The organism is Burkholderia mayonis, from assembly GCF_001523745.2.
GTDB classification, from domain to species: Bacteria; Pseudomonadota; Gammaproteobacteria; order Burkholderiales; family Burkholderiaceae; genus Burkholderia; species Burkholderia mayonis.
Genome location: NZ_CP013386.1, coordinates 16,479 through 42,819 on the forward strand (window position 1 = coordinate 16,479; position 26,341 = coordinate 42,819).

General features: G+C 64.5%; 24 protein-coding genes. 19 read left to right on the forward strand and 5 right to left on the reverse strand.

The window, feature by feature from the left end:
- Nucleotides 1–76: 76 nt before the first annotated feature.
- Nucleotides 77–1,213, reverse strand: a complete 1,137-nt coding sequence (locus WS70_RS00075) for an acyl-CoA dehydrogenase family protein (RefSeq protein WP_059473525.1) — start codon at nt 1,211–1,213, stop codon at nt 77–79.
- 110 nt (nt 1,214–1,323) lie between these two features.
- Here WS70_RS00075 and WS70_RS00080 point away from each other — a divergent pair, with 110 nt between their 5' ends.
- From WS70_RS00080 to WS70_RS00090, 3 genes are all read left to right on the forward strand, one after another.
- A complete protein-coding gene (locus tag WS70_RS00080) occupies nt 1,324–2,418 on the forward strand; it encodes a GlxA family transcriptional regulator (RefSeq protein WP_059473524.1) in 1,095 nt (364 codons plus the stop codon).
- Between the two features lie 174 nt (nt 2,419–2,592).
- Complete coding sequence (locus WS70_RS00085) at nt 2,593–3,429, forward strand: PaaX family transcriptional regulator C-terminal domain-containing protein (RefSeq protein WP_059473523.1); 837 nt, start codon at nt 2,593–2,595, stop codon at nt 3,427–3,429.
- Between the two features lie 26 nt (nt 3,430–3,455).
- Nucleotides 3,456–4,445, forward strand: coding sequence for a fatty acid desaturase family protein (locus WS70_RS00090; protein ID WP_059473522.1), 990 nt, complete (start codon nt 3,456–3,458; stop codon nt 4,443–4,445).
- 966 nt (nt 4,446–5,411) lie between these two features.
- Here WS70_RS00090 and WS70_RS00095 read toward each other — a convergent pair.
- Nucleotides 5,412–6,590 carry a DUF1700 domain-containing protein gene (locus tag WS70_RS00095; protein WP_059597954.1) on the reverse strand — a complete coding sequence of 393 codons (1,179 nt, stop codon included), beginning with the start codon at nt 6,588–6,590 and terminating at the stop codon, nt 5,412–5,414.
- On the reverse strand, nt 6,587–6,928 hold the full coding sequence (locus WS70_RS00100) for a PadR family transcriptional regulator (protein WP_059473520.1): 342 nt from the start codon (nt 6,926–6,928) through the stop codon (nt 6,587–6,589). Before WS70_RS00100 ends, WS70_RS00095 begins: the two co-directional genes overlap by 4 nt.
- Nucleotides 6,929–7,691: 763 nt before the next feature.
- Between WS70_RS00100 and WS70_RS00110 the strand changes: the two genes are divergently transcribed.
- The 16 genes from WS70_RS00110 to WS70_RS00190 all read left to right on the forward strand — a co-directional run bounded on the left by WS70_RS00110 (nt 7,692) and on the right by WS70_RS00190 (nt 23,819).
- Nucleotides 7,692–7,874, forward strand: a complete 183-nt coding sequence (locus tag WS70_RS00110; protein ID WP_059597953.1) for a hypothetical protein — start codon at nt 7,692–7,694, stop codon at nt 7,872–7,874.
- 102 nt (nt 7,875–7,976) lie between these two features.
- Nucleotides 7,977–9,167 carry a hypothetical protein gene (locus tag WS70_RS00115; protein WP_059473518.1) on the forward strand — a complete coding sequence of 397 codons (1,191 nt, stop codon included), beginning with the start codon at nt 7,977–7,979 and terminating at the stop codon, nt 9,165–9,167.
- Nucleotides 9,167–10,366 carry an MFS transporter gene (locus WS70_RS00120; protein WP_059597952.1) on the forward strand — a complete coding sequence of 400 codons (1,200 nt, stop codon included), beginning with the start codon at nt 9,167–9,169 and terminating at the stop codon, nt 10,364–10,366. The genes WS70_RS00115 and WS70_RS00120 overlap by 1 nt, the downstream gene beginning before the upstream one ends.
- Nucleotides 10,367–10,368: 2 nt before the next feature.
- On the forward strand, nt 10,369–11,247 hold the full coding sequence (locus WS70_RS00125) for a class I SAM-dependent methyltransferase (protein WP_226382790.1): 879 nt from the start codon (nt 10,369–10,371) through the stop codon (nt 11,245–11,247).
- A 6-nt stretch (nt 11,248–11,253) separates the two neighbouring features.
- Nucleotides 11,254–11,949 carry a hypothetical protein gene (locus WS70_RS32615; protein WP_226382791.1) on the forward strand — a complete coding sequence of 232 codons (696 nt, stop codon included), beginning with the start codon at nt 11,254–11,256 and terminating at the stop codon, nt 11,947–11,949.
- A gap of 7 nt (nt 11,950–11,956) precedes the next feature.
- Nucleotides 11,957–13,180: a DUF2087 domain-containing protein gene (locus WS70_RS00135; protein WP_082722372.1), complete on the forward strand. Its 1,224-nt coding sequence runs from the start codon at nt 11,957–11,959 to the stop codon at nt 13,178–13,180.
- Nucleotides 13,181–13,731: 551 nt separating this feature from the next.
- On the forward strand, nt 13,732–15,402 hold the full coding sequence (locus WS70_RS00145; RefSeq protein WP_059597949.1) for a GMC family oxidoreductase: 1,671 nt from the start codon (nt 13,732–13,734) through the stop codon (nt 15,400–15,402).
- 72 nt (nt 15,403–15,474) lie between these two features.
- Nucleotides 15,475–16,272, forward strand: a complete 798-nt coding sequence (locus WS70_RS00150; RefSeq protein WP_059473512.1) for an SDR family NAD(P)-dependent oxidoreductase — start codon at nt 15,475–15,477, stop codon at nt 16,270–16,272.
- Nucleotides 16,273–16,316: 44 nt separating this feature from the next.
- Nucleotides 16,317–17,108 (forward strand): molybdenum cofactor biosynthesis F family protein, encoded by a 792-nt coding sequence (locus tag WS70_RS00155; protein ID WP_059473511.1) that lies wholly within the window; start codon nt 16,317–16,319, stop codon nt 17,106–17,108.
- 10 nt (nt 17,109–17,118) lie between these two features.
- A complete protein-coding gene (locus tag WS70_RS00160) occupies nt 17,119–17,511 on the forward strand; it encodes a nuclear transport factor 2 family protein (RefSeq protein WP_059473583.1) in 393 nt (130 codons plus the stop codon).
- A gap of 49 nt (nt 17,512–17,560) precedes the next feature.
- Nucleotides 17,561–19,066, forward strand: coding sequence for an aldehyde dehydrogenase family protein (locus WS70_RS00165; protein ID WP_059597948.1), 1,506 nt, complete (start codon nt 17,561–17,563; stop codon nt 19,064–19,066).
- Nucleotides 19,067–19,190: 124 nt separating this feature from the next.
- Nucleotides 19,191–20,450: an ABC transporter substrate-binding protein gene (locus tag WS70_RS00170; protein WP_059597947.1), complete on the forward strand. Its 1,260-nt coding sequence runs from the start codon at nt 19,191–19,193 to the stop codon at nt 20,448–20,450.
- Nucleotides 20,451–20,454: 4 nt separating this feature from the next.
- Nucleotides 20,455–21,333 carry a branched-chain amino acid ABC transporter permease gene (locus WS70_RS00175; protein ID WP_059597946.1) on the forward strand — a complete coding sequence of 293 codons (879 nt, stop codon included), beginning with the start codon at nt 20,455–20,457 and terminating at the stop codon, nt 21,331–21,333.
- Nucleotides 21,330–22,379 carry a branched-chain amino acid ABC transporter permease gene (locus tag WS70_RS00180; RefSeq protein WP_059597945.1) on the forward strand — a complete coding sequence of 350 codons (1,050 nt, stop codon included), beginning with the start codon at nt 21,330–21,332 and terminating at the stop codon, nt 22,377–22,379. The genes WS70_RS00175 and WS70_RS00180 overlap by 4 nt, the downstream gene beginning before the upstream one ends.
- A complete protein-coding gene (locus WS70_RS00185; protein ID WP_059473506.1) occupies nt 22,376–23,098 on the forward strand; it encodes an ABC transporter ATP-binding protein in 723 nt (240 codons plus the stop codon). The genes WS70_RS00180 and WS70_RS00185 overlap by 4 nt, the downstream gene beginning before the upstream one ends.
- Complete coding sequence (locus tag WS70_RS00190) at nt 23,088–23,819, forward strand: ABC transporter ATP-binding protein (protein ID WP_059597944.1); 732 nt, start codon at nt 23,088–23,090, stop codon at nt 23,817–23,819. Before WS70_RS00185 ends, WS70_RS00190 begins: the two co-directional genes overlap by 11 nt.
- Before the next feature lie 64 nt (nt 23,820–23,883).
- Here WS70_RS00190 and WS70_RS00195 read toward each other — a convergent pair whose 3' ends face one another.
- Both WS70_RS00195 and WS70_RS00200 read right to left on the reverse strand, forming a co-directional pair.
- Nucleotides 23,884–24,843 (reverse strand): AraC-like ligand-binding domain-containing protein, encoded by a 960-nt coding sequence (locus WS70_RS00195; protein WP_059473504.1) that lies wholly within the window; start codon nt 24,841–24,843, stop codon nt 23,884–23,886.
- Between the two features lie 329 nt (nt 24,844–25,172).
- Nucleotides 25,173–26,273 carry a porin gene (locus WS70_RS00200; protein WP_059597943.1) on the reverse strand — a complete coding sequence of 367 codons (1,101 nt, stop codon included), beginning with the start codon at nt 26,271–26,273 and terminating at the stop codon, nt 25,173–25,175.
- Between the last annotated feature and the right edge of the window lie 68 nt (nt 26,274–26,341).

A 26,341-nucleotide genomic window follows, 5' to 3' on the forward strand; every position in this document is an offset into this window, starting at 1 on the left:
ACGAAGCGCCGATCGCCGATCGAACCGTGACGCGCGGCCGCGCCGGGCCGTGAGCCGGCGCGTCACGGCCGCGCCGTCACAGCGTGCGCGCGATCAGCTCCTTCATGATTTCGTTCGTGCCGCCGTAGATCTGCTGCACGCGGGAATCGGCCCACGCGCGCGCGATCGGGTACTCCCACATGTAGCCATAGCCGCCGTGCAGTTGCACGCAGCGGTCGATCACCTTGAACTGCAGCTCGGTCGTCCAGTACTTCGCCATCGACGCGGTGGCCGCGTCGAGCTTGCCCGCGAGCTGCAGCTCGATGCACTTGTCGACGAACACGCGGCCGACCTGGATCTCGCTCTTCAGCTCGGCGAGCGCATGACGGCTTGTCTGGAAGTCGATCACCGCGCGGCCGAACGCGCGGCGGTCGCGCGTGTAGTCGAGCGTCCACGCGAGCGCCGCCTCGGCCGACGCAATCGCGCTGATCGCGATCTGCAGCCGCTCCCACGGCAGCTCCTGCATCAGATAGACGAAGCCGCGATTTTCTTCGCCGAGCAGGTTCCCGGCGGGCACGCGCACGCCGTCGAAGAACAGCTCGGACGTATCCTGCGCCTTCATGCCGACCTTCTTCAGCCGCTTGCCCTTGCTGAAGCCCGCCATCTCCGTATCGACGACGAACAGGCTCGTGCCCTTCGAGCCGCCTTCGGGCGTCGTGCGCGCGACGACGATCACGACATCCGCGTGCCAGCCGTTCGTGATGAAGATCTTCGAGCCGTTGAGCACGTAGTGGTCGCCGTCGCGCACGGCGGTGGTCCGCACGCCTTGCAGGTCGGAGCCCGCGCCCGGCTCGGTCATCGCGATCGCGCCGATCATCTCCGCGCTCGCGAGCTTCGGCAGGTAGCGCGCCTTGAGCGCGTCGCTGCCGTAATGGAGGATGTACGGCGCGACGATCTCCGAATGCAGCCCGAAGCCGAGCCCCGACGCGCCCGCGCGCGCGATTTCCTCGAACAGCACGACGCTGTAGCGGATGTCGGCGCCCGCACCGCCGTACGCCTCGGGCATGCTCGCGCAGTGGTAGCCGGCCTCGCCGGCCTTGCGCCACACGTCGCGATCCACGTAGCCCTGGTCTTCCCAGCGCTCGTGGTGCGGCATCACTTCGGACTCGATGAAACGGCGGACGGACTCGCGGAACTGCTCGTGCTCTTCGTCGAAGATGGTGCGGGGAATCATGGCGTCTCCAGTGAGTGATCGCATGGCGGCCGGCGTCGGCGACCTGCTGTTTGCGGTATTTGAGCAAGTCCGGGACAATCTGCGTTGATCCAAAACGCCATTTTCTTGATATGAAAAAGCAGCCACGCGGCGCCGGCCGACCGGGGGTCGCGATCCTTCTGCCGCCGCGGCTCCTGGGCGGCTACGTGTTCCTCACGCAGGAAATGCTGCTGCTCGCCGGCACGATGAAGGCGCGCAGCCTCGACGTCGTGAACAGCCGGCTTTTCGACATCGCGATCCTGTCGCACGACGGACGGCCGGTGCAGACGATCGGCGGAATCGACGTGCCGGCGACGGCCGCGCTTCGCGACGCCGATGCGCACGAAGTCGTGATCGTCCCCGCGCAGTTCATGCCCGACGAGCAGATCGACGCGGCCGAGCGCGTCTTTATCGACTGGCTGCGCCGGCGCTACGCGGCGGGCGCGCTCGTCGTCGGGCTCAACGCCGCGCCGCTCCTCGCGAAGGCCGGGCTCCTCGACGGCCGCGGCGCGACCGGGCTGCCGAGCGAGCGCACGCTGTTCGCGCGGCATTTTCCGGCGGTGCGCTACACGCCGTCGAAGCCGCTCGTCGTCGACGGGCGGCTCATCACGGTGAGCGGGATCAATCCGGCCGTCGACGCGTGCGCCTACGTAATCGACTACTGCTTCGGCGCGGGTGTGTCGCAGCAGTTGCTCAAGGTCGCGCTCACGCAGGCGCTGCCGTCGTACGAGCACATGGCCGTGTGGGCCGCGCAGTACAAGCGGCACGGCGACGGGCCGGTGCTCGCGATCCAGGACATCGTCGAGCGCGCGCTCGCGCATCCGCCGACACTCGCCGAGCTCGCCGCGCGCGCGGCGATGAGCGAGCGCACGCTGTCGCGCCGCTTCGCCGCCGCCACGGGGCTCACGTTGCGGCGCTACGTCGCCGTGCTGCGCGTCGAGCTCGCCGCGTTCCTGCTGCGCACGAGCCGGATGACGCTCGATCACATCGCCGACGAATGCGGCTTCGCGAGCGCGAGCGCGTTGAGCCATGCGTTTCTCGCGGGGCAAGGATGCAGCCCGATTCAGTATCGGAATCGGCATCGACATCGGCCGGATGCGCGGCCGGATGTCCGGCGGGACGCGGCGGATGGAAACGCGGCGGGCGGTGCGGGGACGGCCTCGGGCGGCGGGGCGGATTCCGTTTGATGCCGGCGGGCGACGGGCAGTCGACGTTGAGGGACGGGTGGCGTCGTGACCATCGGCCCAACCGCTTTCATCGCCCGCCATCCACTACTCGACCGGATTGAAATATTACAAAAAAAGCAATATAAATAAATCCGATGTAATCACCTTTCGTTTTTCAGCCGTGAGACGCTCCCCATGACGCAACCCACCGCGAAACATCTGATCCTCGATTTGCTGGTCGCGAAGGACGGCGAGCCGCTTCAGGTGCGCGAAGCGATCATCGCGTGCCGGCTGTTCGGCCTCACCGAAAACAGCGTGCGCGTTGCGCTCGCGCGGCTCGCGGCCGAATCGCTCGTTGAGGGCGCGGAGCGCGGCAGCTACCGGCTCGGGCCGTCGGCCGTCGAGCTGTCGGAGGAGCTGACCGCGTGGCGCACCGTCGAGACGCGGCTGCGCCGCTGGAGCGGCGCGTATCTGATGGTGTCGTGCATTTCGCTCGGCCGCGTCGACCGCACCGCCCTCGCGCGCCGCGAGCGCGCGCTCGAGATGCTCGGCTTCCGCGAATGGGACAAGAGCCTGTACGTGCGCCCTGACAACGTCGAAGGCAACGTCGATACCGTGCGCCGGCGGCTGACGAAGCTCGGCGTCGAGCCGGCGGCGGCCGTGTTCGTCGCGATGGGCTTCGACGCTGCCCAGGAAGCGCGCATCCGCGCGCTGTGGGACGGCGAAGCGCTGTCGAACGCGTACCGCACGCTCGGCGCGCAGCTCGAAGACTGGCTCGCGCGCGCACCGGAGCTCGATCTCGATGTCGCCGCGCGCGAGGCGTTCCTGCTCGGCGGCAAGGCGATCCGGCAGGTCGTGTTCGATCCGCTGCTGCCCGAGCCGTTCGTCGATGCGGCCGCGCGCGCCGCGTTCATCGAATGCGCGCGGCGCTACGTCGGCGTGGGCCACCGAGTCTGGCGCGCGTTGTTCGACAGCGAGCGCCCGGCCGCGGCAGCCGCGCCGGGCGCCGCCGCCGTCAGTCGATTGCACTAGCGGGACACGCCGGAGGAGACATCGACATGATAGAAAGAATCCGCATCCGCGATCTCTTCACCCGCGACGAGATCCGCTCGCTGACCGCGCGCTCGAACTGGCGCGGCGCATGGGCGGTCGGCTCGACGTGGGCGGTGATCGCGCTCGCGTTCGCGGGCCTCGCCTATGCGCGCGCGCATTTCTCGCCTTGGGGCTTCGCGCTGGCGCTCGCGGTCGGCATGACGATTCTCGCCGGACGCCAGCTCTGTCTCGGCATCCTCCAGCACGACGCCGCGCACGGTACGCTGTTTCGCACGCGCTGGGCGAACGACGTGCTCGTCGACTGGCTGTGCGCGCGCCCGATCTGGAACGAGCTGCACAAGTACCGCCCGTATCACCTGACTCACCACGCGACGACGTCGTCGAGCGCCGATCCGGATCTGTCGCTCGTGGCGGGCCTGCCGACGACGCGCGCGTCGCTCGCGCGCAAGTTCCTGCGCGACGTTTCCGGCGTGACGGGCGTCAAGTTCCTGATCGGCCGCGCGCTGATGGACGCGGGCGTGCTGAAATGGTCGCTGACGAACGATATCGAGCGCCTGCCGCAGACGGGCCGGCGCTGGTGGGATTATCCGCTCGCATTCTTCCGCACCGCGGCCGGCATGCTGATCACGAACGCCATCCTGTTCGGCGTGCTGTGGGCGAGCGGTCATCCGTGGCTGTATGGCGCGTGGGTGCTCGCGTACGTGACGCCGTTTCCGCTTTTCATCCGCATCCGCTCGATGGCCGAGCACGCGTGCCTCGAAGCGAGCGACGATCCGCTGCGCAACACGCGCACGACGCACGCCGGCTGGCTCGCGCGCGCGACCGTCGCGCCGATTCGCGTGAACTATCATGTCGAGCATCACCTGATGGCGTCGGTGCCGTACTTCCGGCTGCCGAAGATGCACCGGATGCTGCGCGAGCGCGGCTGCGTCGCGCGGCCGCCGTCGTATTGGCAGGTGCTGAAGGCCGTCAGCGGGAAACCGCCGGCGGCTTGAGCACGGCTGCGGGCATCGGCATCGAGCCGATCGCCGGGCGCCGCCGTTCGAGATGCGCATCCGCCGCGCGAACTTCGCGCCCGTGCCGCACTTTGGCCCGATTCGACGACGATCGAGCCCGCCTTATTTACCAGGATAGTCATTTGCGGCCCGAATAATGCGGCGATTCCGCGACGTGCAATGCCGCTCCCATCAACTGTTTCACCTTTTTTCAATATGTTGTTCGGAATCTACGTATTGCAATTGTCGACAGCCATACATTAAAGATCGACATATCGTTCGCGCGCCGAAAAAACGACGCGTCACGATGAATAACAAAATCCATCAGCGCTTCAAATAACGATTTCGATGCCCGGCACTTCGTCGCCGATGCGACCGTCCACGCGCTGTCAAGCTATCCGATGGGGCGCGTGACGGTCGAACTGCCGCGCAACGGGCGCATCTCGCGATGACTCGAAACCAGCCATCGAACCCTCGAATGGTTCGACGGCTGATCTATTTGTGTGGCACAGGCACTTGCCCACACCCAGTGGACAATCTGGGGGTAATCCACGGAATGAGCTGTGCACCCCAAAGTTGTTCCTCGCAGCCCCCGACAATTCATTACCTGTGCAAAGGGTTGCCCGGTCGATACATCCTTGATTCGAAACGAATCTTGGTGCTTGTCCACAGAAAACCATAGCCTTTATTGACTATTACTACGTTTGTATACAAATAAAATACAAAAACACAGACTGTGGCTTGCATGTCTCGTCGCATTGAAGAAGACGCCCAGCCGCAGAAGAGCCGTGCGAAGTTCTGACCGCCACCCGAGCCCCTCGAACGCTCCGCCGCAGCACAGCCGGCAAGCACGCCGGCATGCCGCACTTCCTCACAGCCTCCGACGCCTCGAAGCGCTGCGTCGCCCGCAAAACAAAAAAGGCGTCCGAATCGAACGCCCTTCGCCACAGCCCGAGTCTTTCGACCTCACCCCACCCGCTCTCGCTCGAGCTTCGCCGACACTGCATCGATGCGTCGCCGCACGTACCGCACGAGCGCGCGCCACGTGACCCGCGTCAGCCAGATGCACACGAGCAGCCCGACGATCCCGATCGGCAGCATCGCGAGCCCGTAGCCGAACGCGATGCCGCCGAGCGCGAAGCCTGTCGGCGCGGCGACGCTGACGTGCTGCTTGCCGTTGTCGACGGTAATCCGCCCGCCGACGATCGACACCGAGTTCTCGCCGTTCGTCACCGACAGATGCATGCCGCCGTGGCCGTCCGGCGTCATCTGCACGTTGCCGCCCGCGATGCCGGGAACGTTCAGCCCCGGCGCCGACGCGCCCGTGTTCGCGACCGTCATCTGATCGCCGCTCGCGCTCTTCAGATCGAGTGCGATCACGTCGGCGCGCGCGATGCTGAGCGTGCCGTCCTTGCCCGTCGTGAGCAGCTCGCGCGCGCCGTCGCCCATCGCGTCGATCGACAGCTTGCCGTCCTGCTTGTGCGCGTCGATCACGCCCTTGCGCGTGACGATCGACACGCGGCTGCCATCGTGCAGGTCGAGCACGTAGCGCTCGCCGTCGACGCGCAGTTCCTTCGCGTCGATCAGCGCGCCGGCGGCCGCGGCGCTCGCGCTTTCCGCATCCTTCACGCTCTTGCCGCCTTGCGCCTGCTTGCCGCCCGGCGCGCCCTTGCCGGCCACGGCGCCCGCGACGTCGACCTGCCCCGCGCCGCCGCCGAACGGCAGCACGCCCGGCACAGACGTGCCGAACACGTAATGGCTGCCGAACGCGACGAGCGTGACGAGCCCCGCCACCGTCAGCGCGCCGAAGAACACATAGCCCGTCGTCAGCACGAGCATGTACAGCAGGAACGGCACGAGCAGGATCACGTGCAGCAGCCCGAGTCCGGCGATCGAGCCGACGACGCGCATCAGATTGCCGAACGAGCGCCGCTCTTCCCATTGCCGGAAGTTCGCCTGCGCCTTCAGCTCGCGCGCGAGCTTCGCCGGATCGCCGAGCGCGGCAATCACGTCTTCCTCCGCGCGCCCGGCGGCGAGCGCGTCGCCGATGTATTCGCGGTAGTCGGCGACGATCTCGTCGATTTCCCGCTTCGGCAGGCTGCCGAGTTCCTGCCGCAACCGCTGGATGAATGCGTCCTGCTTCATAGCCGTTCCTCTCCGTGCGCCGGCGTGCCGTGCAGCGCCAGCACGCCGTTGACTTCATCGACGAAACTTCGCCACTCGTCCTCCATCTGCCGCAGGCTCGCGCGCCCGGCGTCGGTGATCGAGTAGTACTTGCGCGGCGGCCCCGACGTCGATTCGACGAGGTAGGTCGTGACCCACGCTTCGGCCTGCAAGCGCCGCATCAGCGGATAGATCGTGCCTTCACTGATCTCCATCGTTTCGGCGAGGGTCGACACGAGCTCGTACGCGTAGCTGTCTCGCCGCGCCAGCATGGCGAGCACGCACATGTCGAGCGTGCCTTTCTTCAACTGGGTCTTCATTCCGTTCTGCCGGCGTAGTGTGCGTTGCAAAGTACCGTGTTATGTTCTGCAGCGGTCTGTCGTGCGGGCCGCTGCGAACATGGGCGGACTATAGCAGCCGGTATCATCTAATGCAAGGTACTGTTTTATGTACGATGGATATCACAACGCGCGATGTGACACCCAAAGCAGGTTCAACGCCGGAACCCCAAATTTGCCGGCCTCGCTCCTGGTGAAGCGCGCCTGAACAAGCGAGCGAGGACATTGACGGAACGATTGGTGGCCAAGCCGACGGCTGGCGTGCCTCAGGCGTGTCGGGCTGGGACAAGACGATGGTGGCGTACCGCTTCTTCGATAACGGCAAGGCCGCCGAGTAGGGTGCAATTCTGGAGCCGCACTGGCCGGCAAACCGCGGGTCTTTGGCCACTGTCTTACGCGATACAGCGAGTAATGTATTTGCATCCGACCCATGTGGCGACTCAACAGGGAAGCTCTTGTAGTACGGAAACGTCCGAATCTCGAGCCCCCAAAGGAACCTCCACATAAATCGGAAATTTCTTAGTGAGGTTTGCGTAAAGCATTGATTTCAATGAGCCGCGACGCCGGGGAAAGCAATTTATGCAGTGCATCCCTCGGTGCATCGACTAATTTAATATCATTACAAATACTTGACATGCTAATTACATCTGATGCAATGTTACGCTGCGTGTAACCTCTTAATGGAAAAACGAGGAAGCACGCGTTATCCGCCCTAAATTCAGTTTCGTTAAAAAGGAGCATCAATATGACGATTTCCTTGGAAAACATAACGAGAATTCATGAATTGACCGCTGGCGAGATCGAGCCGATCGTAGCCAACGTCAAATACGCACAGCGTAATGATGTCGAGGTAGAGCCGGTTGTGGCCAATGTCAAGTATGCGCAGCGTAACGATGAAGAAGTAATGGCTGTCGCCGAGGCTGTCTGAACGGCGCGGTAATGCTCATGCATTGCTGAATCCGCCCCTTGAGCAAGGGGCCTTGGCCTCTTGCTCACTTATCCATGTTTCTCTGTGAACGGAGAGTCGAATATGGTCGCATTGTTGTCGCCGCAATTTGTGAAAGAATTATGGGGTAAGCAAGCGACGGAGCTGGCCATATCGCGGATCCCATTCAATGATAGAGATGTGCTGAGTGCACTCAAGGAATATGCGGTGTGTGCGAACGACATTCGATCGCGCAACGCTCAGTCGGAAGTCATAACCGCTTTCAACGGAAAGCGCACGTCGGAGCCGCGCCCTGATTTCCTTGTGCTTCCCACCGATAACACGCTCGAGGATTATGTATCGAGAATTGGGTGTCTTGCCGGCGACGACGAATGGACGGTCATGTACTATGGGCTGCATGCGGCAAGCCCCATCATCTGGGATGTCGCAAAAGCTTTTTCTGACCAACTCGCCTTGTCAATAGGCTATCGGCCTGGCGGCCGCGTCGATATTGATTGCTTTATCGGGCGATATTCGTCCACCTATATCGGAATCCATGTGGATCACGCGCATAATTTCGGGTTCACCTTGCGCGATGGGAAAACGATGTTTACCTGGCCCGGAACCCGCTCGGATCTCGTTGGCGTGCGATTTCCAGACTATGAATCATTCAAGTCCGAAGGCATTCCGCTTGAGAACAAAACGAATCGAGTAACCTATTTCCCCGAGGACTGGCTTCACGTTGCTGAAACAAAATCCGACGTTTCAGTAAACGTGAATATCGCTTTTTGGGAAACCGGCAACGATTCTCAGCAAAACGCGCACTACGTGAAGAGTCTGCTACAGGCACCCAATCGTACCCGCCATGATGTGCGCTCCTCGGGCATCGCGAGCCTGAACCCCGATGATGAGCTTCTGCTTTCATCCCTGAAGGCCTTACTTGACAGCGCGTCTCTGAAAAGACGAATGATGATTTCTCAACTCATCTCGGATACCAGCAGCCGCCTGAATGTCGGCCGTCCAATCGTCGAAGTCGAAGAACTGGACGATGTCATCGCCCTCAACGCCGTCAGCACCCTGCAGTGGATGCCAATATTGCAGGAGGGGGAGGTTCTGGTCGCGGCCAACGGCCACTGCGGCAGCTTCAGATACAGCCACGCATTGCATGACTTTCTGAATCGCCTGTCCGCCGGCCAGCAAGTGAACATTTTGGATTTATCGAGCGGGAAAGATAGGCTGTTTAACGATGATCTCCTGAGTGTTGCCGCATCGCTGGCGCGGTGGGGAGCGCTTTGATGGGCATCGGAGGTCGATGGGCGCTCGTTTTTATTTGTATCTCCCTGTCGTTTGGCAGCTTCGCCGATGAAGCGGCGCAAGTGACCTTTGCCCTGAGACTGGCCGACAACACTTCCTCGGTATCGATATTGCTCGCCGCCGGTCTCATCGGAGGCATTCTTTCCGGCCCGATCGCACCCATGATCATCCGGCGGATCGGGCCTAGCAAAACGATTCCCGCGGTATTTCTCCTTCAGGCGCTTCTGATCGCGGCCGCGTCCTTGGCCAATCAATTCTGGAGCTACGTCATCGTGTCAATGGCGCTCGGATCCACCGGGTCCCTTCAGTGGGCGGCAATCATGGTCGCCATTCCAAGCTACACAAACAACGAGCGGCACATCGATCGCGTAAACCGGATTACGCAATCGGTGCGGAACATGGGTTACGTGGGCGGCCCGGCTCTCGGCGGGCTGCTGTACGGCATGGCCCAGCGTTCGCGGGGGCTGTTGCTGCTGGCACTGTTGGTGTTGGTCGCCGCGCCTGTCACCGCACTATGTTTCAAGGTGCTGGATTCTTTCAGTCAAAAATCGGATCAGGCGCCCACGCAAGAAAAGCAGAAGGGACGACTCGACCTGCCCGATCTCTTTCGCACAGCCGGCGTGATCCGTGCGGTAGCCCCGTTGTTGATGACGGTCGTGCTGACATCCACGCTCAATGTGCTGTTGATATTTCGAATTCGCACCGAGCTGCAGTTCAGTGCCGAGATCTACGGATTCGTTATCAGCGCGTTGAGTGTGGGGCTGATCGTCGGTCCCGTGGTTTTTTCCGGGATGTTGGCGAGATTCGGCGATGCCGCCGGTGCCTCGATTGCCGCCAGTATTATCGGCTTCGGCATTTTATGGCTCGCATTGAGCGACGCGGCATGGATCATCATGTGCGCCGCGTTTCTGATCGGATCGGCAAACGGCATCCAGAACGCGCTCACGGCAAGTTTCATGATGAAGGCGATTGATCCGCAGCGGCGTGTCAACCTAATGCCGGCCTATATATTTTGCATCCAGACTTCCGTATTTCTCGGCTTCCTGAGCGCCGGCATGATCAGTACGGCACACGTGAGCATGGCACTCGTGGCTGTTGGAGTCGCAACGGCGATCATCGGCGCATGCGGCTTCGCGTTGAATGTCAAAAACCGACCAAGCATGGTTACAAAAGGAGCTTAGTGATGGATGGTATAGGGCGCTTCGGATCGAAGCCAAACGATACGAAATCAATCAAGCTGCAAGCCCCTTTGGATCGCATCGTGACATCGGGCATAGCGGATCTCAGAGTCAGCCATTACTATTTCGACGAGCCGTTATTCGACGAGTATGAATTGACGACAGTCCGTGCGACATGGGATTTTTCCGCCGCGGAATCCATTGTCCGGGATGGATACAATATTCTCGATCTAGGCTGCGGCGATGGTCGGCTGCTCCTACACCTCGCCGAAAAATTCTCGCTGAAGGAGAGCTTTGGCATCGACATCTCCCCAGTCGCCATCGATCGCTTCAATGCGTCCATCAATCACAGCCACGTTCATGCGCTCCAGGGCGACATATTTGATCTGCCGACGCCGATCACACAACGACGCTTCGACGTCGTTACGTTTGGCGATGCGACCGTCAATTTCATTCTGGACGACGATAAGCTCGAAGTGCTGTTGCGTAGCGCGAAGGCACAGTTGCGCGACTCCGGATCGAGGATCATGGTCGCCGTCTTCGGTGACGGAACACCCGAGCGTCTTTCGTTCATGGACAAACGATGCACAGTGGTGCCATTTCGGCGGAGCAACGGGGAAGCCGCGCTCATCTGGTGGGCCTACAAATACGACAGCGACAAGCTGATCATGCATCGATCGGTCTTTGCGCAATCGGGACGGAATGAAAACGGGAATATCGAAGGAGTCGTATGCGATCTTCGAGACCGGATGTGGACGCCGTCGACGCTCGTCCCCATCGCGGAGGCCAGCGGCCTCACGGTCGAAAAAGTGATCGCATCCGAAGTGCAAGACGGGACCGCCGTGGGCATGGCAACGGCAATTGTCATACTGAAATCGACTTGAGCCACCATGAGAACAGATCCGATTCGACCAAACTTTTATCAGGGTACGGGGGGATATGCCTGGCAGCTCGCCGAATATCTCCAGGGCGACCAGGCTGACAGAAATGGCAGCTACACGCTCAGCAAGTCAATGCCACCGGAATTGCGAAACCCGCTCGCAACCTGCCCTGAATTCCTGGCTCCAGACCGCTCGGTCAGATGGTCCAAGTCAGTGCGCATTACTCGCAATACGTCTCGGCTTGTCGGTGCACGGGGGATTCGATCATCGCTTGTCGTGGTTGCAAGTGCGCAGGCGTTTGGAGGGTTTCGCCATGAAGACGTTCAGGCGCTCGCGGAAGGGACAACAGTGGGCGCGTTGCCGAGTATGGAAATCAATGGCGTGGTGCATGAAGCGGCCACGCTATTGGTCGCACTATATCGACATGGGTTCATCGAGACTGACCAGGAGTTCCCGGCATCTCCTCCGGTCCGCTATATGATCGAACCCACCTGCATCGTTGCCGACGCCCCCGGGATCGGACGCGTAGCCATCAACCAGCTTAATGGTCGAACAATTCGATTGAGCGAAGCTTCTCAAGGTATCTTCTCCCTGGACAAGCTTTTGAACGAGATACCGAAATCACTGCACCCGAACATCGTCCACTTTGTGGAAGCAGGCATGATGCGATTGATTTCTGGAGGGAACGCCCGTGCACATGATTAGACCCGGAATGGGTACCGAGAACAGCGCCAGCCTGATCTCGGCGCTTATCCGCATGACCCGCCCCGCAACGGTGGTCGAGATAGGTGCCGGCGACAGCACGATTTTCATCGCGAAGGCGCTCCAGCAGACGCGGCAGGATTGGCAACACGACAAGGATTTACTGGATGCCTCGACATGGCAGGAGCGCAGCGCACTTCTGGATCCGACTGGAATTCCCGATATCTATCAACCCAGGCTGATCACCATTGACGACTTCACGGCCGAAGGTTCCTCGGCCGAAGAAGCATGGGATGCATTGAAGAATCACGATGTCGACAGGGGCCTCGTTACGTTCGTCAAAAGCAACTTCTACGCACTCGACGACGCCACCATCGCTTCATGGGGAGCGATAGACATCGCGTGGATCGATGCGGGCACGCCGGCCGACGATGTTCGCTTCGTCGCAGCGCTTTGGGAACACATCGCGCCTGGTGGATACCTGTGCCTGCACGAGCCAACCATGTTGACCACCGTCAGCATGGAGAGCGCACAACGCGTTCGCAGAGTCAGAACGCCGATCTGGGAAGAGCTGTTTCGCAGGCTGGACGATTCATTCGAGCTGATAACACTGCCGGAGTTGCACAAATACCGCCAGAGTGGGTTGGGTATCGTCCGGAAGCGTCAACAAAATGAACGCGTGCTCCGTTCTCAACCGCTGCAGTCAGAGCTTGTCGAGTTGGGGGAAATTCCAATTCGCAGCAGCTATTTGCCGATTGGCGAGGAGGCGTTGAGCCAGCGTCTTCGCAAAGACGCCATTATTGCCGCGATGACGTCGCGCGAAACACGCTCCGTTTATGCTGCGATCGCCCTCGGCGCCGATCGCATTGCCGATATCGTGGAGAAAGTCGGCATCGATACGAAGGCTGTCAGCAAAATCGTGACCCGGTTGCTGAGCATCGGCCTTATTCAGCGAGATGACAGTGGATTTTCGGATGTCGACACCGCGTGGAAAGAGATTGCCGATCGACAGCATCGTAGCGCTGACGATTTGAGCGATAGACAGCTGGAAACGGATCTCGCCATCGAAAAGATCGCGACGGCTTTCGCCCCGGATACCCGATACACCGAATCGGAGATATCCAAAATCTGTCAGTTGTTCACAACCGATTACGCCCGGCTGAGGCGATATCTTGTCGATCGCGGTGTGCTGCAACGTCAAGATAACGTATATCGACGAGTTCTATCGCAATAAGCCGGACGGCATTCAACTGATTGCTAGTTTTTTGAGTTACCCGAATCGGTTTGCGAGTCGCACTGGGACTGGATTTTCCGGCCGTGCCTCATTGCGCCCCCTCAGGTGGCCCGATTACGCCGCCCCCGAATTGGCTCTATAACGACGCCCGCTGACACCAGCGCCTTCGCCAGTTCAATGCCGAGTGCGTCCTGCAGAATGCGCAGGCTCGAGCATCACGAGCAGGAAGCGCAGCAGCATTGGCCTACCGGACTTTGAGGCTCGATAGCTTCGCATTCAGGCCGATCAAGGCAAAGCAACAACAAAATCGACCTGGACGCACTCGTAGAGGGGCTGGAATTGATGGAAATTTCTGGGGTTCCGGCGTAGAACCCAAAAAGGGACGGACCGCGCCTGCGATGTGTGCGCAAGGCCGCGCAATGCGCGCGTCGCCAGCGTCTTCCGCTCAGAACGCAGTTTGAATTGATCGACAGCGCACACGGCGCACACGTCGGGCGATTTAGCCGATAGTGGCAGCCTGTCCATCCATTCGACCAAGCGAGAAGCGACACATGTCGGCGGCAAACCATAATGGCTCGACGGAATTCGACTACATCGTGATCGGCGGCGGCTCGGCCGGCTGCGTCGTCACGCACCGGCTCGTCAAGGCCGGGCATCGCGTGCTGCTGCTCGAAGCCGGCCCGCCCGACAATTCGTTCTTCGTCCACACGCCCGCAACCTTCGTGCGCGTGATCGGCACGAAGCGGACCTGGGTCTACGAGACGGAACCGCAAACGCATGCGGCCGGCCGCCGAATGCACGTGCCGCAGGGCCGCACGCTCGGCGGCGGCAGCTCGGTGAACGCGATGGTCTACATCCGCGGCACGTCCGCCGATTACGACGGCTGGCGCGACGCCGGCTGCGACGGCTGGGGCTGGGACGACGTGCTGCCGTTCTTTCGGCGCGCCGAGCACAACCAGCGGCTCGCGGGGCCGCTGCACGGCGTCGACGGGCCGCTTCACGTGAGCGACACGCGCTTTCGGCATCCGCTCAGCCACGCGTTCGTCCAGGGCGCGCAGGAGTTCGGACTGCCGTACAACGACGACTTCAACGGCGCGTCACAGGCGGGCGTCGGCTTCTATCAAACGACGACGTTCGAAGGCAGGCGCGGCAGCACCGCCGCGACGTACCTCGCCGCCGTCAAGCGCAATCCGCTGCTGACGATCGAAACCGATGCGTTCGTCACGCGCATCGTGTTCGAGAACGGCGCGGCGGTCGGCGTGCGTTACCAGGCGCGCGACGGCGAAGAGCGGATCGTGCATGCGCGCTCGGAGATCGTGCTGTGCGCGGGCGCGCTCGCGAGCCCGAAGCTCCTGATGCTGTCGGGCGTCGGCCCAGCGGATCAACTGCTGCAGCACGGCATTCCGGTCGTGCACGATTCGCCCGAGGTCGGGCTCAACTTCCAGGACCATCTCGAAGTGTCGCTGTACGGGCGCGCGCGCGAACCGATCAGCCTCGCCGGCCAGGATCGCGGGCTCAATGCGCTGCGTCACGGCATTCAGTACACGATGTTTCATACGGGGCTCCTCACGTCGAACGTCGTCGAAAGCGGCGGCTTCGTCGACACCGCGAACGGCGGCCGTCCCGACGTGCAGTTCCACGTGCTGCCCGTGCTCGTCGGCGACGTCGGCCGCGAGCCGCTCGCCGGACACGGAATCTCGGTCAATCCGTGCTTCCTGAGGCCGAAGTCGCGCGGCACGGTGCGATTGCGCAGCGCCGATCCGCAAGCGCCGATCCTGTTCGACGGCAATTTCCTCAGTCATCCGGACGATTTCGCGACGCTCGTGCGCGGCCTCTTGCTCGCACGCGAGATCATGCGGATGCCGTCGATGTCGAAGGTGATCTCAGGCGAGATGCTGCCGACCGACGGCGGCCGCGTCGATCTCGACGCGTACGTGCGCTCGCACGCGAAGACCGTCTATCACCCGTCGGGCACGTGCCGGATGGGCGGCGATCCCGCTTCGGTCGTCGATTCGCGGCTGCGCGTGCGCGGCGTCAGCGGACTGCGGATCTGCGATGCGTCGGTGATGCCGTCGCTCGTGTCCGGCAATACGAACGCGCCGACGATCATGATCGCCGAACGCTGCGCGGAATTCATGCTGTCGCCGGCCGGCGCGTCGAATGCGCGCGCGACGGCGAGCGTGCGGCTAGCCGCGCCGCTGCATGCGGACGACACGCCCTGAACGTCACACGTTCGCAAGCGTTACGTCATCACGTATTCACGTATTCACGATCAATTCAAGGAAACCTCAGCAATGCATACGTTCAACGACAAGGTTGCGTTGATCACGGGCGGCGGCACCGGCATCGGCGCCGCCGTCGCACGCAAGTTCATCGAAGCGGGCGGCAAGGCGGTGCTGCTCGGCCGCCGCCGCGAGTTGCTCGAAGCGGTGGCGAAGCCGCTCGGCGGCGCCGCGATCGCCGTCGCGGGCGACGCGGCCGACGCGCGCGACGTGCAGCGCGCGCTCGCCGAAGCGCGCGCGGCGTTCGGACGCGTCGACGTGCTCGTCGCGAACGCGGGCGGCCACGGCGTCGGCAGCGCGCTCGACACCGACGACGCGTCGTGGGCGCAATCGACGCGCGTGAATCTCGACACCGCATTCGTCTGCGCGCGCGAGCTGCTGCCCGAGCTGATCGAGCGGCGCGGCAACATCGTGATCCTGTCGTCGCTCGCCGGGCATTTCGCAGGCCCGAACGTCGTCGGCTATGTGACGACGAAGCATGCGCTGATCGGACTTACGCGCTCGCTCGCACGCGACTACGGCCGCGTCGGCGTGCGCGTGAACGCCGTGTGTCCCGGCTGGGTGCGCACCGCAATGGCCGACGAGCAAATGGATGCGCTGCGCGATGCGCACGGGCTCGCGACGCGCGAGGACGCCTACAAGCTCGTCACGCGCGACGTGCCGCTCGGCCGCCCGGCAGAGCCCGACGAAGTCGCCGACACGGTGCTGTATCTGGCTTCGCCGTATGCGTCGATGATCACGGGCACGTCGCTCCTGGTCGACGGCGGCGCATCGGCCGTCGATCTGCCGACGATCGAATTCGCGCGCTAAGCGCGCGACCACTCGAAAAACACGTCTTTCCGAGGACCTTTCCGATGAACGACAAACCGCAGGACTGGAAAAACTACGAAGACTTCGCGGCCGGCATCGACACGAACCGGCTGCCCGCGACGCAAGCGCTCGCCGGTCGCACGTTGACGTTCGAGCTGCCGAACGGTGTGCTCGCCGCGAATTTCGTCGACGGTCATACGCTCGCATGGCGCCGCGGCGACGCGAGCGACACCGACTGGTACGAAGCGATCGAAGTCGCGCCCAACACGTTCTTCGTCGACGTCACGTTCAAGAGCCGGCCGGCCGAAGCGCTGACGCTCGTGTTCGATACCGCGACGCGGCGCGTGCTCGGCATCCTGTCGCGCATCCGCAGCCGCGAGGAGGCGGGCGCCGCGCCGCGCGTCGCGCAGGATTTCCTGGTCGGCACGCTCGCGGGCGACGAAGCCGACGCGGGCGCATCCGCCGCCGAGCCCGCCGAGACGCGCGACCTGATCGGCACGCGCACGCTGAACGTCTACAGCCCGCACCACACGTACGAGCACACGTACCTAAGCTCGACGCGCTACTGCTGGCAATGCCTCGTCGGCGAGCAGCGCGGCCATGGCGACGTCGATCTCGCGACGACCTACAAGTTCGCCGACGACCTCTATGTATTCACGTTCCGCGAATTCCTGATTCCGGTCGCGTCGGTGTTCGTCTTCAACTTCGCGGCCGGCCGCTCGACGGGCAAGTTCCTCGGCGAAACGGGCGACGGTGCGATCGCGAACCATCCGGCCGGCTCGTTCATCCGCAAGCTGTCGCAGACCGTCTATCCGGACGATGCGCAACCTGTCTGAGAAATACACGATGCGTACCCCTTACCAAATCGTCGCCGAACATTACGCGGCATCAGACCGACACGACCTGGCCGCGATGATGGCCGACATCGCGCCGACGATCGAATGGACCGAGATGGCGGGCTTTCCGTGCGCGGGCACGTACCGCAGCGCGGACGAGATCGTCCGCAACGTGTTCCAGCGCCTCGGCGAAGCGTGGGACGGCTACACGTTCAAGCTCGACGCGCTGCACGACGCGGGCGACACCGTGATCGGCGTCGGCCGCTACTCGGGCACCTACAAGCGGACCGGCAAGTCGTTCGAGTGCCGCGTCGCGCACGTATGGCGCGTCGAAGCCGGCAAGATCGTGCGCTTCGAGCAGTTCACCGACACGCTGCTCGTCGCGGAGGCCATGCAGCCGTGAGCGCGCGTTCGTCCCTTCAACCCATCGTTCCGTTTCGCACGAGACTGACATGAACCTGGCCGATCTTTCGACGCAGCATCAACGCCAATCCGGCTTTCTCGCCCGCCGCGCGTTCGGCAACTGGATCGACGGACGCGCGGCCGAGCCGCGCTCGGGCCGCTATCTGCCCGTCATCGATCCCGCGACCGAGATGACGATCGCCGAAGTCGCCGCGAGCGACGCGCGCGACGTCGACGCGGCGGTTGCCGCCGCGCGACGCGCATTCGATTCGGGCGACTGGCCGCGGATGCGCCCCGCGGCCCGCGAGAAGCTGCTTTATCAGTTTGCCGAACTGATCGAGCGTCATGCGGACGAACTCGCCGCGCTCGAGACGCTCGAAACCGGCAAGCTCGTCGGCATCGCGCGCGCGATCGACGTGCTGGGCGGCGCCGAATACGTCCGCTACGTGGCCGGCTGGGCGACGAAGATCGAAGGCTCGACGCTCGACACGTCGATCGCCGTGCCCGCCGACACCGAGTATTTCGCATACACGCGCCGCGAGGCGGCGGGCGTCGTCGGCGCGATCGTGCCATGGAATTTTCCGCTCGCGATCGCGTTGTGGAAGGTCGCGACCGCGCTCGCGTGCGGCTGCACCGTCGTGCTGAAGCCGTCGGAGGAAACGCCGCTCACCGCGTTGCGTCTCGGCGAGCTCGCGCAGCAAGCGGGCCTGCCCGACGGCGTGCTGAACATCGTGACGGGCACCGGCAGCGAGGCGGGCGCCGCGCTCGTCGCGCATCCGGGCGTCGACAAGATCACGTTCACGGGCTCGGTCGGCGTCGGCCGTGCGATCGGCCACGCGGCCGTCGACCGCATGGCGCGCTTCACGCTCGAGCTCGGCGGCAAGTCGCCGCTGATCGTTTTCGACGATGCCGATCCCGACATCGCCGCGCGCGGCGCCGCGCAGGGGATCTTCTTCAATCAAGGGCAGGTCTGCACCGCGGGCTCGCGCGTGTACGTGCAGAAGCGCCACTTCGAGCGCGTCGTCGCCGGCATCGCGGCCGCCGCCGAATCGATGAAGATCGGCTCGGGTTTCGATCCGCACGCGCAGATCGGCCCGCTCGTGTCGAAGCGGCACTTCGAGCGCGTGCTCGGCCACATCGACGCCGCGAAGGAGGAGGGCGCGACGCTCGTCACGGGCGGCGCACGCGCGTTCGACGGCGGCTATTTCGTGAAGCCGACGGTGTTCGTCGATACGACGCCGTCGATGCGGATCGTGCGCGAAGAAGTGTTCGGCCCGGTCGTCACGGTCACGCCGTTCGACACCGTCGACGACGCGGTGCGGCTCGCCAACGACACCGACTTCGGGCTCGCGGCGAGCGTGTGGTCGCAGAACCTGTCGCTCGTGCATCGCGTCGTGCCGCGTCTGAAGGCGGGCATCGTCTGGGTCAACACGCACAACATGCTCGACAACAATTTGCCGTTCGGCGGCTTCAAGCAATCGGGCTACGGCCGCGAGCTCGGCCGCGCGGCGCTCGAGCAGTTCACCGAGCTCAAGTCCGTCTGCATCGCGCACTGACGCGCGGCGCACGGCGGCCAGGCAGCATCGAAGCAGTACCGAAGCAACACCGAAGCGTCAAGGCAGTACCCGAGGGCGCGGCCCATACGCGGAGCCGCGCCCCACGACAACACCAGGAGACACGATGAAGCTGCTTTCCCCCAACATGAAGCGCACGCTCGCCGGCGCATGCATCGGCGTCGCGGGACTCTTCGCACAGCATGCCGCGTTCGCGCAGAGCTGCGGACTCGCCAACGGCAAGCCCGCGACCGGCGCGCCGATTCCGATCGGCGCGATCGTCGGCAAGACCGGTCCCGACGATTTCAGCTCGTCGGCCCGCGCGGCCGCCGCGTATTTCAAATGCGTGAACGCGAACGGCGGCATCAACGGCCGGCCGGTCCAGTACCTCGTCGAAGACGATCAATGGAATCCGGAGACGGCGTCGCAAGTCGCGTCTAAACTCGTGCGCGACCGCAAGGTGCTCGCCCTTGCGGGCAACGCGAGCTTCGTCGAATGCGGCGCGAACGCGAAGTTCTACGAACAGGAAAACGTGATCGCGATCGCGGGCGTCGGCGTGCCGCGCGAATGCTATTTCGCGCGCAACTACGTGCCGCTCAACATGGGGCCGCGGCTGTCGATGACGGAAGCGGCGCTGTACGCGAAGCAGCAGTACAAGGCGACGCGGATGGTCTGCATCGCGCCGAACATCCCGAGCCTCGGCGCGTGGTCGTGCGAAGGGCCGGCGCTGTGGGGCAAGCAGAACGGCGTGACCGTCGACACGATCGTGATGGATCCCGATTCCGCCGATCCGACCTCGGTCGTGCTGCAGGCCGCGTCGAAGAATCCGCAGGCGATCCTCCTCGGGCTGCCGAAGGGGCTGATGGTGCCGATCCTGTCGGCCGCCGAGCAGCAGAACCTCGGCCGGCGGATTCATTTCGTGTCGGCGGCGTCCGGCTACGATCTCGGCGTGCCGAAGGCGATCGGACCGTACTGGAAAGGCAACTTCGACGTGAATCTCGAATTCCAGCCGCTCGACGCGTCGACGCCCGACAACCAGAACTGGCTCGCGGTGATGAACAAGTACGGCGACAAGAAGGACCCGCGCGACACGTTCTCGCAGGCGGGCTACCTCGCCGCGCGGCTCGTGGCCGACACGCTGCTGAAGCTCCCCGCGAACCAGCTCGATCGCGCGCACGTGACGGCCGCGCTGCGCCAGGTGAAGGATTTCCGCAGCGACATTCTGTGCGGCCCGTTCTACGTCGGCGCGGGCGACCGGCACAACGCGAACAACGCGGGCCGGATGGCGCAATCGACGGGCGCGGGCTGGGAAACGGTGTCGACGTGCCAGGCGGTCGACGATCCGCAACTCGCCGACATCCGCGCGGCCGAAAAGAAGATGCACTGACGCCATGAACGCGATCGACTTCGTTCCGTATCTGATCTCCGGGCTCGGCGTCGGCGCGGTCTATGCGCTGTCGGGCGTCGGCCTCGTCGTGCTGTATCGCGCATCGGGCGTGCTGAACTTCGCGTTCGGCGCGACGGGCGCGCTGGGCGCGTACGTCGCGGCCGCGTGTCTCGACGCCGACTATCCGCAGACGCTCGCATGGGCCGCGGCGATCGCCGCGTCGACCGCGGCGTCGCTCGTCTACGGCCTCGTGCTCGCGCCGCGTCTCGCCGCGCGCGATCGCGTCGTGCGCAGCGTCGCGACGCTCGGCTTCGCGCTGATCCTGCTCGGCTTCTGCGAGTGGTATTGGGGCGACACGCCGCGTCGCCTCGTGCTGCCGACCGACAGCGAGGCGCTCGACTTCGGCGACGTCCGCTTCACGTACACGCGAATCGTCGGCCTCGGCCTCGCGTTCGCGATGATGGCGGCGATCGGCGTCGTGCTCGCACGCACGCGGCTGGGACTCCAGATGCGCGCGCTATCGAACAACCGGCACTTGAGCGGGCTGCTCGGCATTCGCGTGCTGCGCGTCGACGTCGCCGCGTGGGTGATCTCCGGCGTGTTCGCGGGCATCACGGGTCTGTTACTCGCGAACCTCGTGCGCCTGCAGGCAGCGGTGCTCACGTTCCTCGTGATCCCGGCGTTCGCCGCGGCGATCGTCGGCCGCCTCGCGTCGCTGCCCGCGACGGTTGCGGCCGGCATCGCGATCGGCCTCGCCGAGGCGCTTGCGATCACCGTGCCCGGCTTCGCGCAGTATCGCAGCGCGACGCCGTTCCTGATCGCGCTCGTCGCGATGCTCTTCATCGGCTCCAAATCGATCGGCCACGCCGCGAACGAATCATGAAAACGCCACTCGCCTTTGCCGCGCCGTCGCACGATGCGGCCGCGCACGTTCGTCCGTTCGGCGCGCGCATGCCGCTCGTCGCGACGCTCGGCACGCTCGCCGCGATCGCGCTCGTCGTGCCCGCCTTCGCCGACGCCTACTGGATCAAGACGCTGACGTCCGCGCTGACGGTCAGCATCGCCGCCGCGGGCGTCGCGCTGCTGTATCGGCAGCTCGGGCTCGTATGTCTGTCGCAATACGCGCTGCTCGGCGTCGGCGGCTGGATCGCGCTGCGGCTCGCGCATCTCGGCGCGCCGTTCGAGCTGTGCATGATCGCGGGCGCAGTCGGCGGCAGCGCGATCGGGATGATCGCCGGGCTGCCCGCGCTGCGTCTGCGCGGCCTCTATCTCGCGCTCGTCACGCTGATGATGGCGGGCGGGTTTCAGGTCGTCGTGTCCGCGATCGGCTTTCCGGACGGCGGCGGCGGCTTCACCGGCCATCTGTCGTTCGGCGCGCGGCAGATGATGGCGAGGCCGCTCCTCGGCCAGAGCGACGCCGCGTACTTCCGCTATGTCGCCGCATGGGCCGCGCTCGCGTTCGTGTTGATCGAGCTGCATCGCCGCTCGAAGGCGGGGCGCTCGTGGGCGCTGATCCGGCGCGGCGAAACGACGGCGCTCGCGGCCGGCGTGAACGTCGTCCTCTATCAGACCTGGGCATTCGGGCTCGCGGGACTGCTCGCCGGGCTGTCCGGCGGCCTGCTCGCGGGCACCGTCGGCCAGCTCGACGGGCGCGCGTTCGCCGCATCGGAATCGGTGCTGCTGTTCGCGCTGTCGGTCGTCGGCGGCGTCTACCACTGGTTCGGCGCACTGATCACCGGGCTCTTGCTGCGCGCGGTGCCGGGGCTCCTGACCGACTTCGGCGTGAACGGCTATCTCGCGATGATCTTCTTCGGCGCCGCGCTCCTGCACGCGCTGATCACGGCGCCCGCCGGCATCGCCGGACAGCTTGCCGGACTCGCATCGCGCATCGCGTGTGCGTTCGGCGCACGCGACGGAGGCACGCGATGATCGAGATCTCGAACCTGATCGTGCAGTTCGGCGGCACGCGCGTGCTCGATTCGCTCGACGCGACGCTCGCCGCGCCCGTGTGCGGGCTGATCGGCCCGAACGGCGCGGGCAAGACGACGCTGCTCAACGTGCTGAGCGGCTTTCTGCGGCCGCGCGCGGGCAGCGTCGCGCTCGACGGCCGCGCGCTGCTCGGGCTGTCCGTCACCGAGCGCGTGCGCGCAGGCGTGCGGCGTACGTTCCAGACTGAACAGATCGTCGAGGATCTGACCGTTTACGACAACGTGCTCGCGCTCGCCGAGCACGTGATGCCGGCGCTCGCGGCGCGCGACGACACCGTGCGCGCACTCGAGCTCGTCGGCCTCGCCGACGTCGCGCACGTGCCGGGCGCGGCGCTCAACCTGTATCAGCGGCGGATGCTCGAGCTCGGCAAGGCGCTCGTCGGCGAGCCGCGTCTGCTGCTGCTCGACGAGCCGGGCGCGGGATTGAACGAATCGGAGGCGGCTCGGCTGCGCGACGTGATCGTTCGCATTCCAGAACTCACCGGCGCGCAGGTGCTGCTGATCGATCACGACGTCGATCTGATCGACGCCGTGTGCGCCGAGACGCTCGTGCTCGACTTCGGCAAGCGGCTCGCGCTCGGGCCAACGCGCGCGGTGCTCGACGATCCGGTCGTGCGCAGCGCGTATCTCGGCAAGGAGGCTGACGAACATGCGGCTTGAAGTGAAAGACCTCGTCGTCCATCGCGCGAACAAGCCCGTGCTGCACGGCGTGTCGCTCGCGGTCGCGCCCGGCCGGGTGACGGCGCTCGTCGGCGCGAACGGCTCCGGCAAGTCGACGCTCGTGATGAGCATCGCCGGCGTGCTGCCCGCCACGTCGGGCGACGTGCTGCTCGACGGCGCGCCGCTCGGCGCGCTGCGGCCGGAAGCGGTGCGTCGTCGCGGGATCGCGGTCGTGCCGGAAGGGCATCGCGTGCTCGGCGATCTGTCGGTGCTCGACAACCTGCGCGCCGCGGGCGCGTTTCTGCCGACGCGACGACTGAACGATGCGATCGAGCGCGTGCTCGCGATCTTCCCGGAGCTGAAGTCCAAGCTCGATGCGCGCGGCAACGATCTGTCGGGCGGACAGAAGCAGATGATGTGCGTGTCGCAAGCGCTGATCGGCGAGCCGCACACGCTGCTGATCGACGAGCTGTCGCTCGGCCTCGCGCCGACCGTGACGAAGCGTCTCGCTCAGACCGTCGCGCAGATCGCGAAGCAGGGCGTCGCGGTGCTGCTGATCGAGCAGTTCACGACGATCGCGCTCGCGCTCGCGACCGACGCATATGTGCTCGAACGCGGACGCGTCGCGTTCGCCGGCAGCGCGCAGACGCTGCGCGAGCGGCCGGAGATTCTGCACGGCAGCTATCTGGCATCGAAGGGAAGCGGCGCGAGCGCGGCTTGATGTTTCCGAAGGAAGCGGCGGCCGGCGCGATGCAACAGCGCCGGCCGCCGGCGCGGACTCGCGTTCAGGACGACGTGCGTTGCCGCACGAACTCGCGCGGCGTCATTCCGTAGCGCTGCTTGAAGCTGCGGCAGAAATGCGCGCTGCTGCTGAATCCCCAACTGAATGCGATCTCGGAAATGGCAGGCTTCGCCGCGCGCGCATTGTCGAGCGCCTCCTTGCAGCGCTCGAGCCGGTTCGACCAGATGTAGCGGTCTATCGTCACGCCTTCCTCTTCGAAGATCCGGTGCAGGTAGCGCTTCGAGCAGCGCAGCTCGCGCGCGATCCGGTCGATCGACAGGTCGGCGTCGGCGAGATGGCCCTGGATGTATTGCTTGACGCGCATCCTCAACACAGTGGGCAGCGCCATGTGCGTACCTTGCGCGTCGTGCTGCGCGGTCAGCGTCGACACGATGAGGCCGAGAATCGTCTCCGACAGCGCGGTGCCCGTCGTGCCGGGCAGCGACGGCAATTGTTCGGACAACGATACGAGAAACGACGACAGCAACGAGAACAATCCCTTGAGTTCGAACTCGCGCGCGTCGGACGTATGCAGGTCAGGCACCGCGAAGCCGCCGAGCTGCTTGCGCGGGATCTGAATCGCGAGCTGCTCGACGTGCGTCAGGTTCGCGATGCTGTACGGCACGCGCGGATCGTACAGGCTCCAGTCGCCCGTGCGCAGCCTGAACACCTTGCCACGCTGTTCGATCTCGCTCTCGCCGCTCAATTGCAGGATCAGTTTGAAGTAGTCGGAGCCGTGATCGTGCAATGCCGCTACCGGGCGCACGATCCGGTGCGCGGGCGCGGCGATCGTAAACACCCGCATCGGACCGATCTCGTATTGGCTGAGCTGCGCGTCGAACGCGTCGCCGTCGTCGCAGCACGCATCGAGTCCGCCGAAATACTGCGTGACGACGCGGCCCCAAGCGCGGCCGCGGAACGCGGGCGATTCACCCGCCGTCGTGAAGAATCTGCCGTTCACCATGCGCTCCTTGCGAGTACACGTCTAGCCGGACCAAAGCTGAGCATCCAGTCACCCGGATATACTTAGCATATTAAATATTTTGGGCGGACTGAATCCGGTTTACTCCGGAACGTGAGCTCGGCTGCCCGAGCGTCGATTGTGAGGCGGTGGCAGCGGCGTGATGTGCGCTGGCCCACATAAGACTTCGGGGCGGCGCAACCGCCGATGGAGTCGGCGATCATCGGAAGAATGCGCGCGATCGCGCCGCGCGTGTGGTCGGCGGCCGGCGGCCGGTGCGTGCGGCGCGCCCGGCGTTTGCGCCGGCCGGCTTCGCGCCGCGGCCGCCGGGCTCAGAAGCGGGTCAGCATCCCGATGCGCGCGAGGAACTGCGAGCGCGAGCTCGATTGCGCATCGGGCCCCATCACGCCGTTGATCCACGCGTGCGCGCCGGCGCTGCCGCCCGCGTACTGATACACCGTCTCGACGTACGCGGACGTGCGCTTCGACAGCGCGTACTGGACGGCCGCCGTGACTTGGTGCGCATAGTTGTGGTCGAGCTGCGCGTTGCCCTTCATGTATTCGTAATTCGCGCCGATCGTCCACGGCGCGCCGACGTAGCGCGCGCCCGCCTGGATCACGTCGATCCCCGCGCCCGTCAGCGTGTTCTTCGTGTTCGTGTACAACAGGTTCAGGTCGAACGCCGACAGCGCGTAGCGCGCGCCGAGCCCCCAGTTGCGCAGGCCGTCGTGGCCGTTGTTCATCTGCGGATATTTGACCTCGACGTATGCGGCGCCGAGCGCGAAGTTGCCCGTCTCGTACTTGAGGCCCGCGCTCACCGTGCTGTCCGTCGACAGTCCGCCGCCCGCCTGATTGCCGAAGCCGTACAGCAAGCCGAACACGAGACCGTTCAGGTTCGCGCTCGTGTACTTGACCGAGTTCGACACGCGGCTCGAGCCCGCCATCCGGTCGAAGTCGAACGAGCCGGTCGGATTGTCGGGAATCCCGAGCTTCGAGAACGGGCCCTGGCGAAAGTTGTAAAGGCCGCCGTAACGGAATGCGCCGTCGAACGAGCCGAACGTCAGTGAATCGGTCATGAAGTCGTATTGCTGGCCGAACGTCACGCTGCCGAGGCGCTCGCTCCACAAGCCGACGAGCGCGGTGCGCGAGAACATCGAGCCTGGCGTCGGCAGCGCGGCGCCATTGCCGAGCGCATATTGCGACGTCAGCTCGAAGATCGCCTTCGCACCGCCGCCGAGATCCTCCGTCCCCTTGAGCCCCCACAGGTTCGGCACCGCGATGCCGTCGTCGAAATGCAGGTTGTGCTTGCCGCCTTCGTTCGACACGTAGGACACGCCGGCATCGATCAGGCCGAACAGCGCCACACTGCCGTCGGACGCATGCGCGCCCGTCGCGACGGCCAGGCCCGCCGCCGCTACCGCAAACTTCTTCATCGTCGTCTCCGTTGGGGTTGTCGTTATGCGCGGCGACGCTCGAGGCGTCGTCGTCGATCTTCGGCACG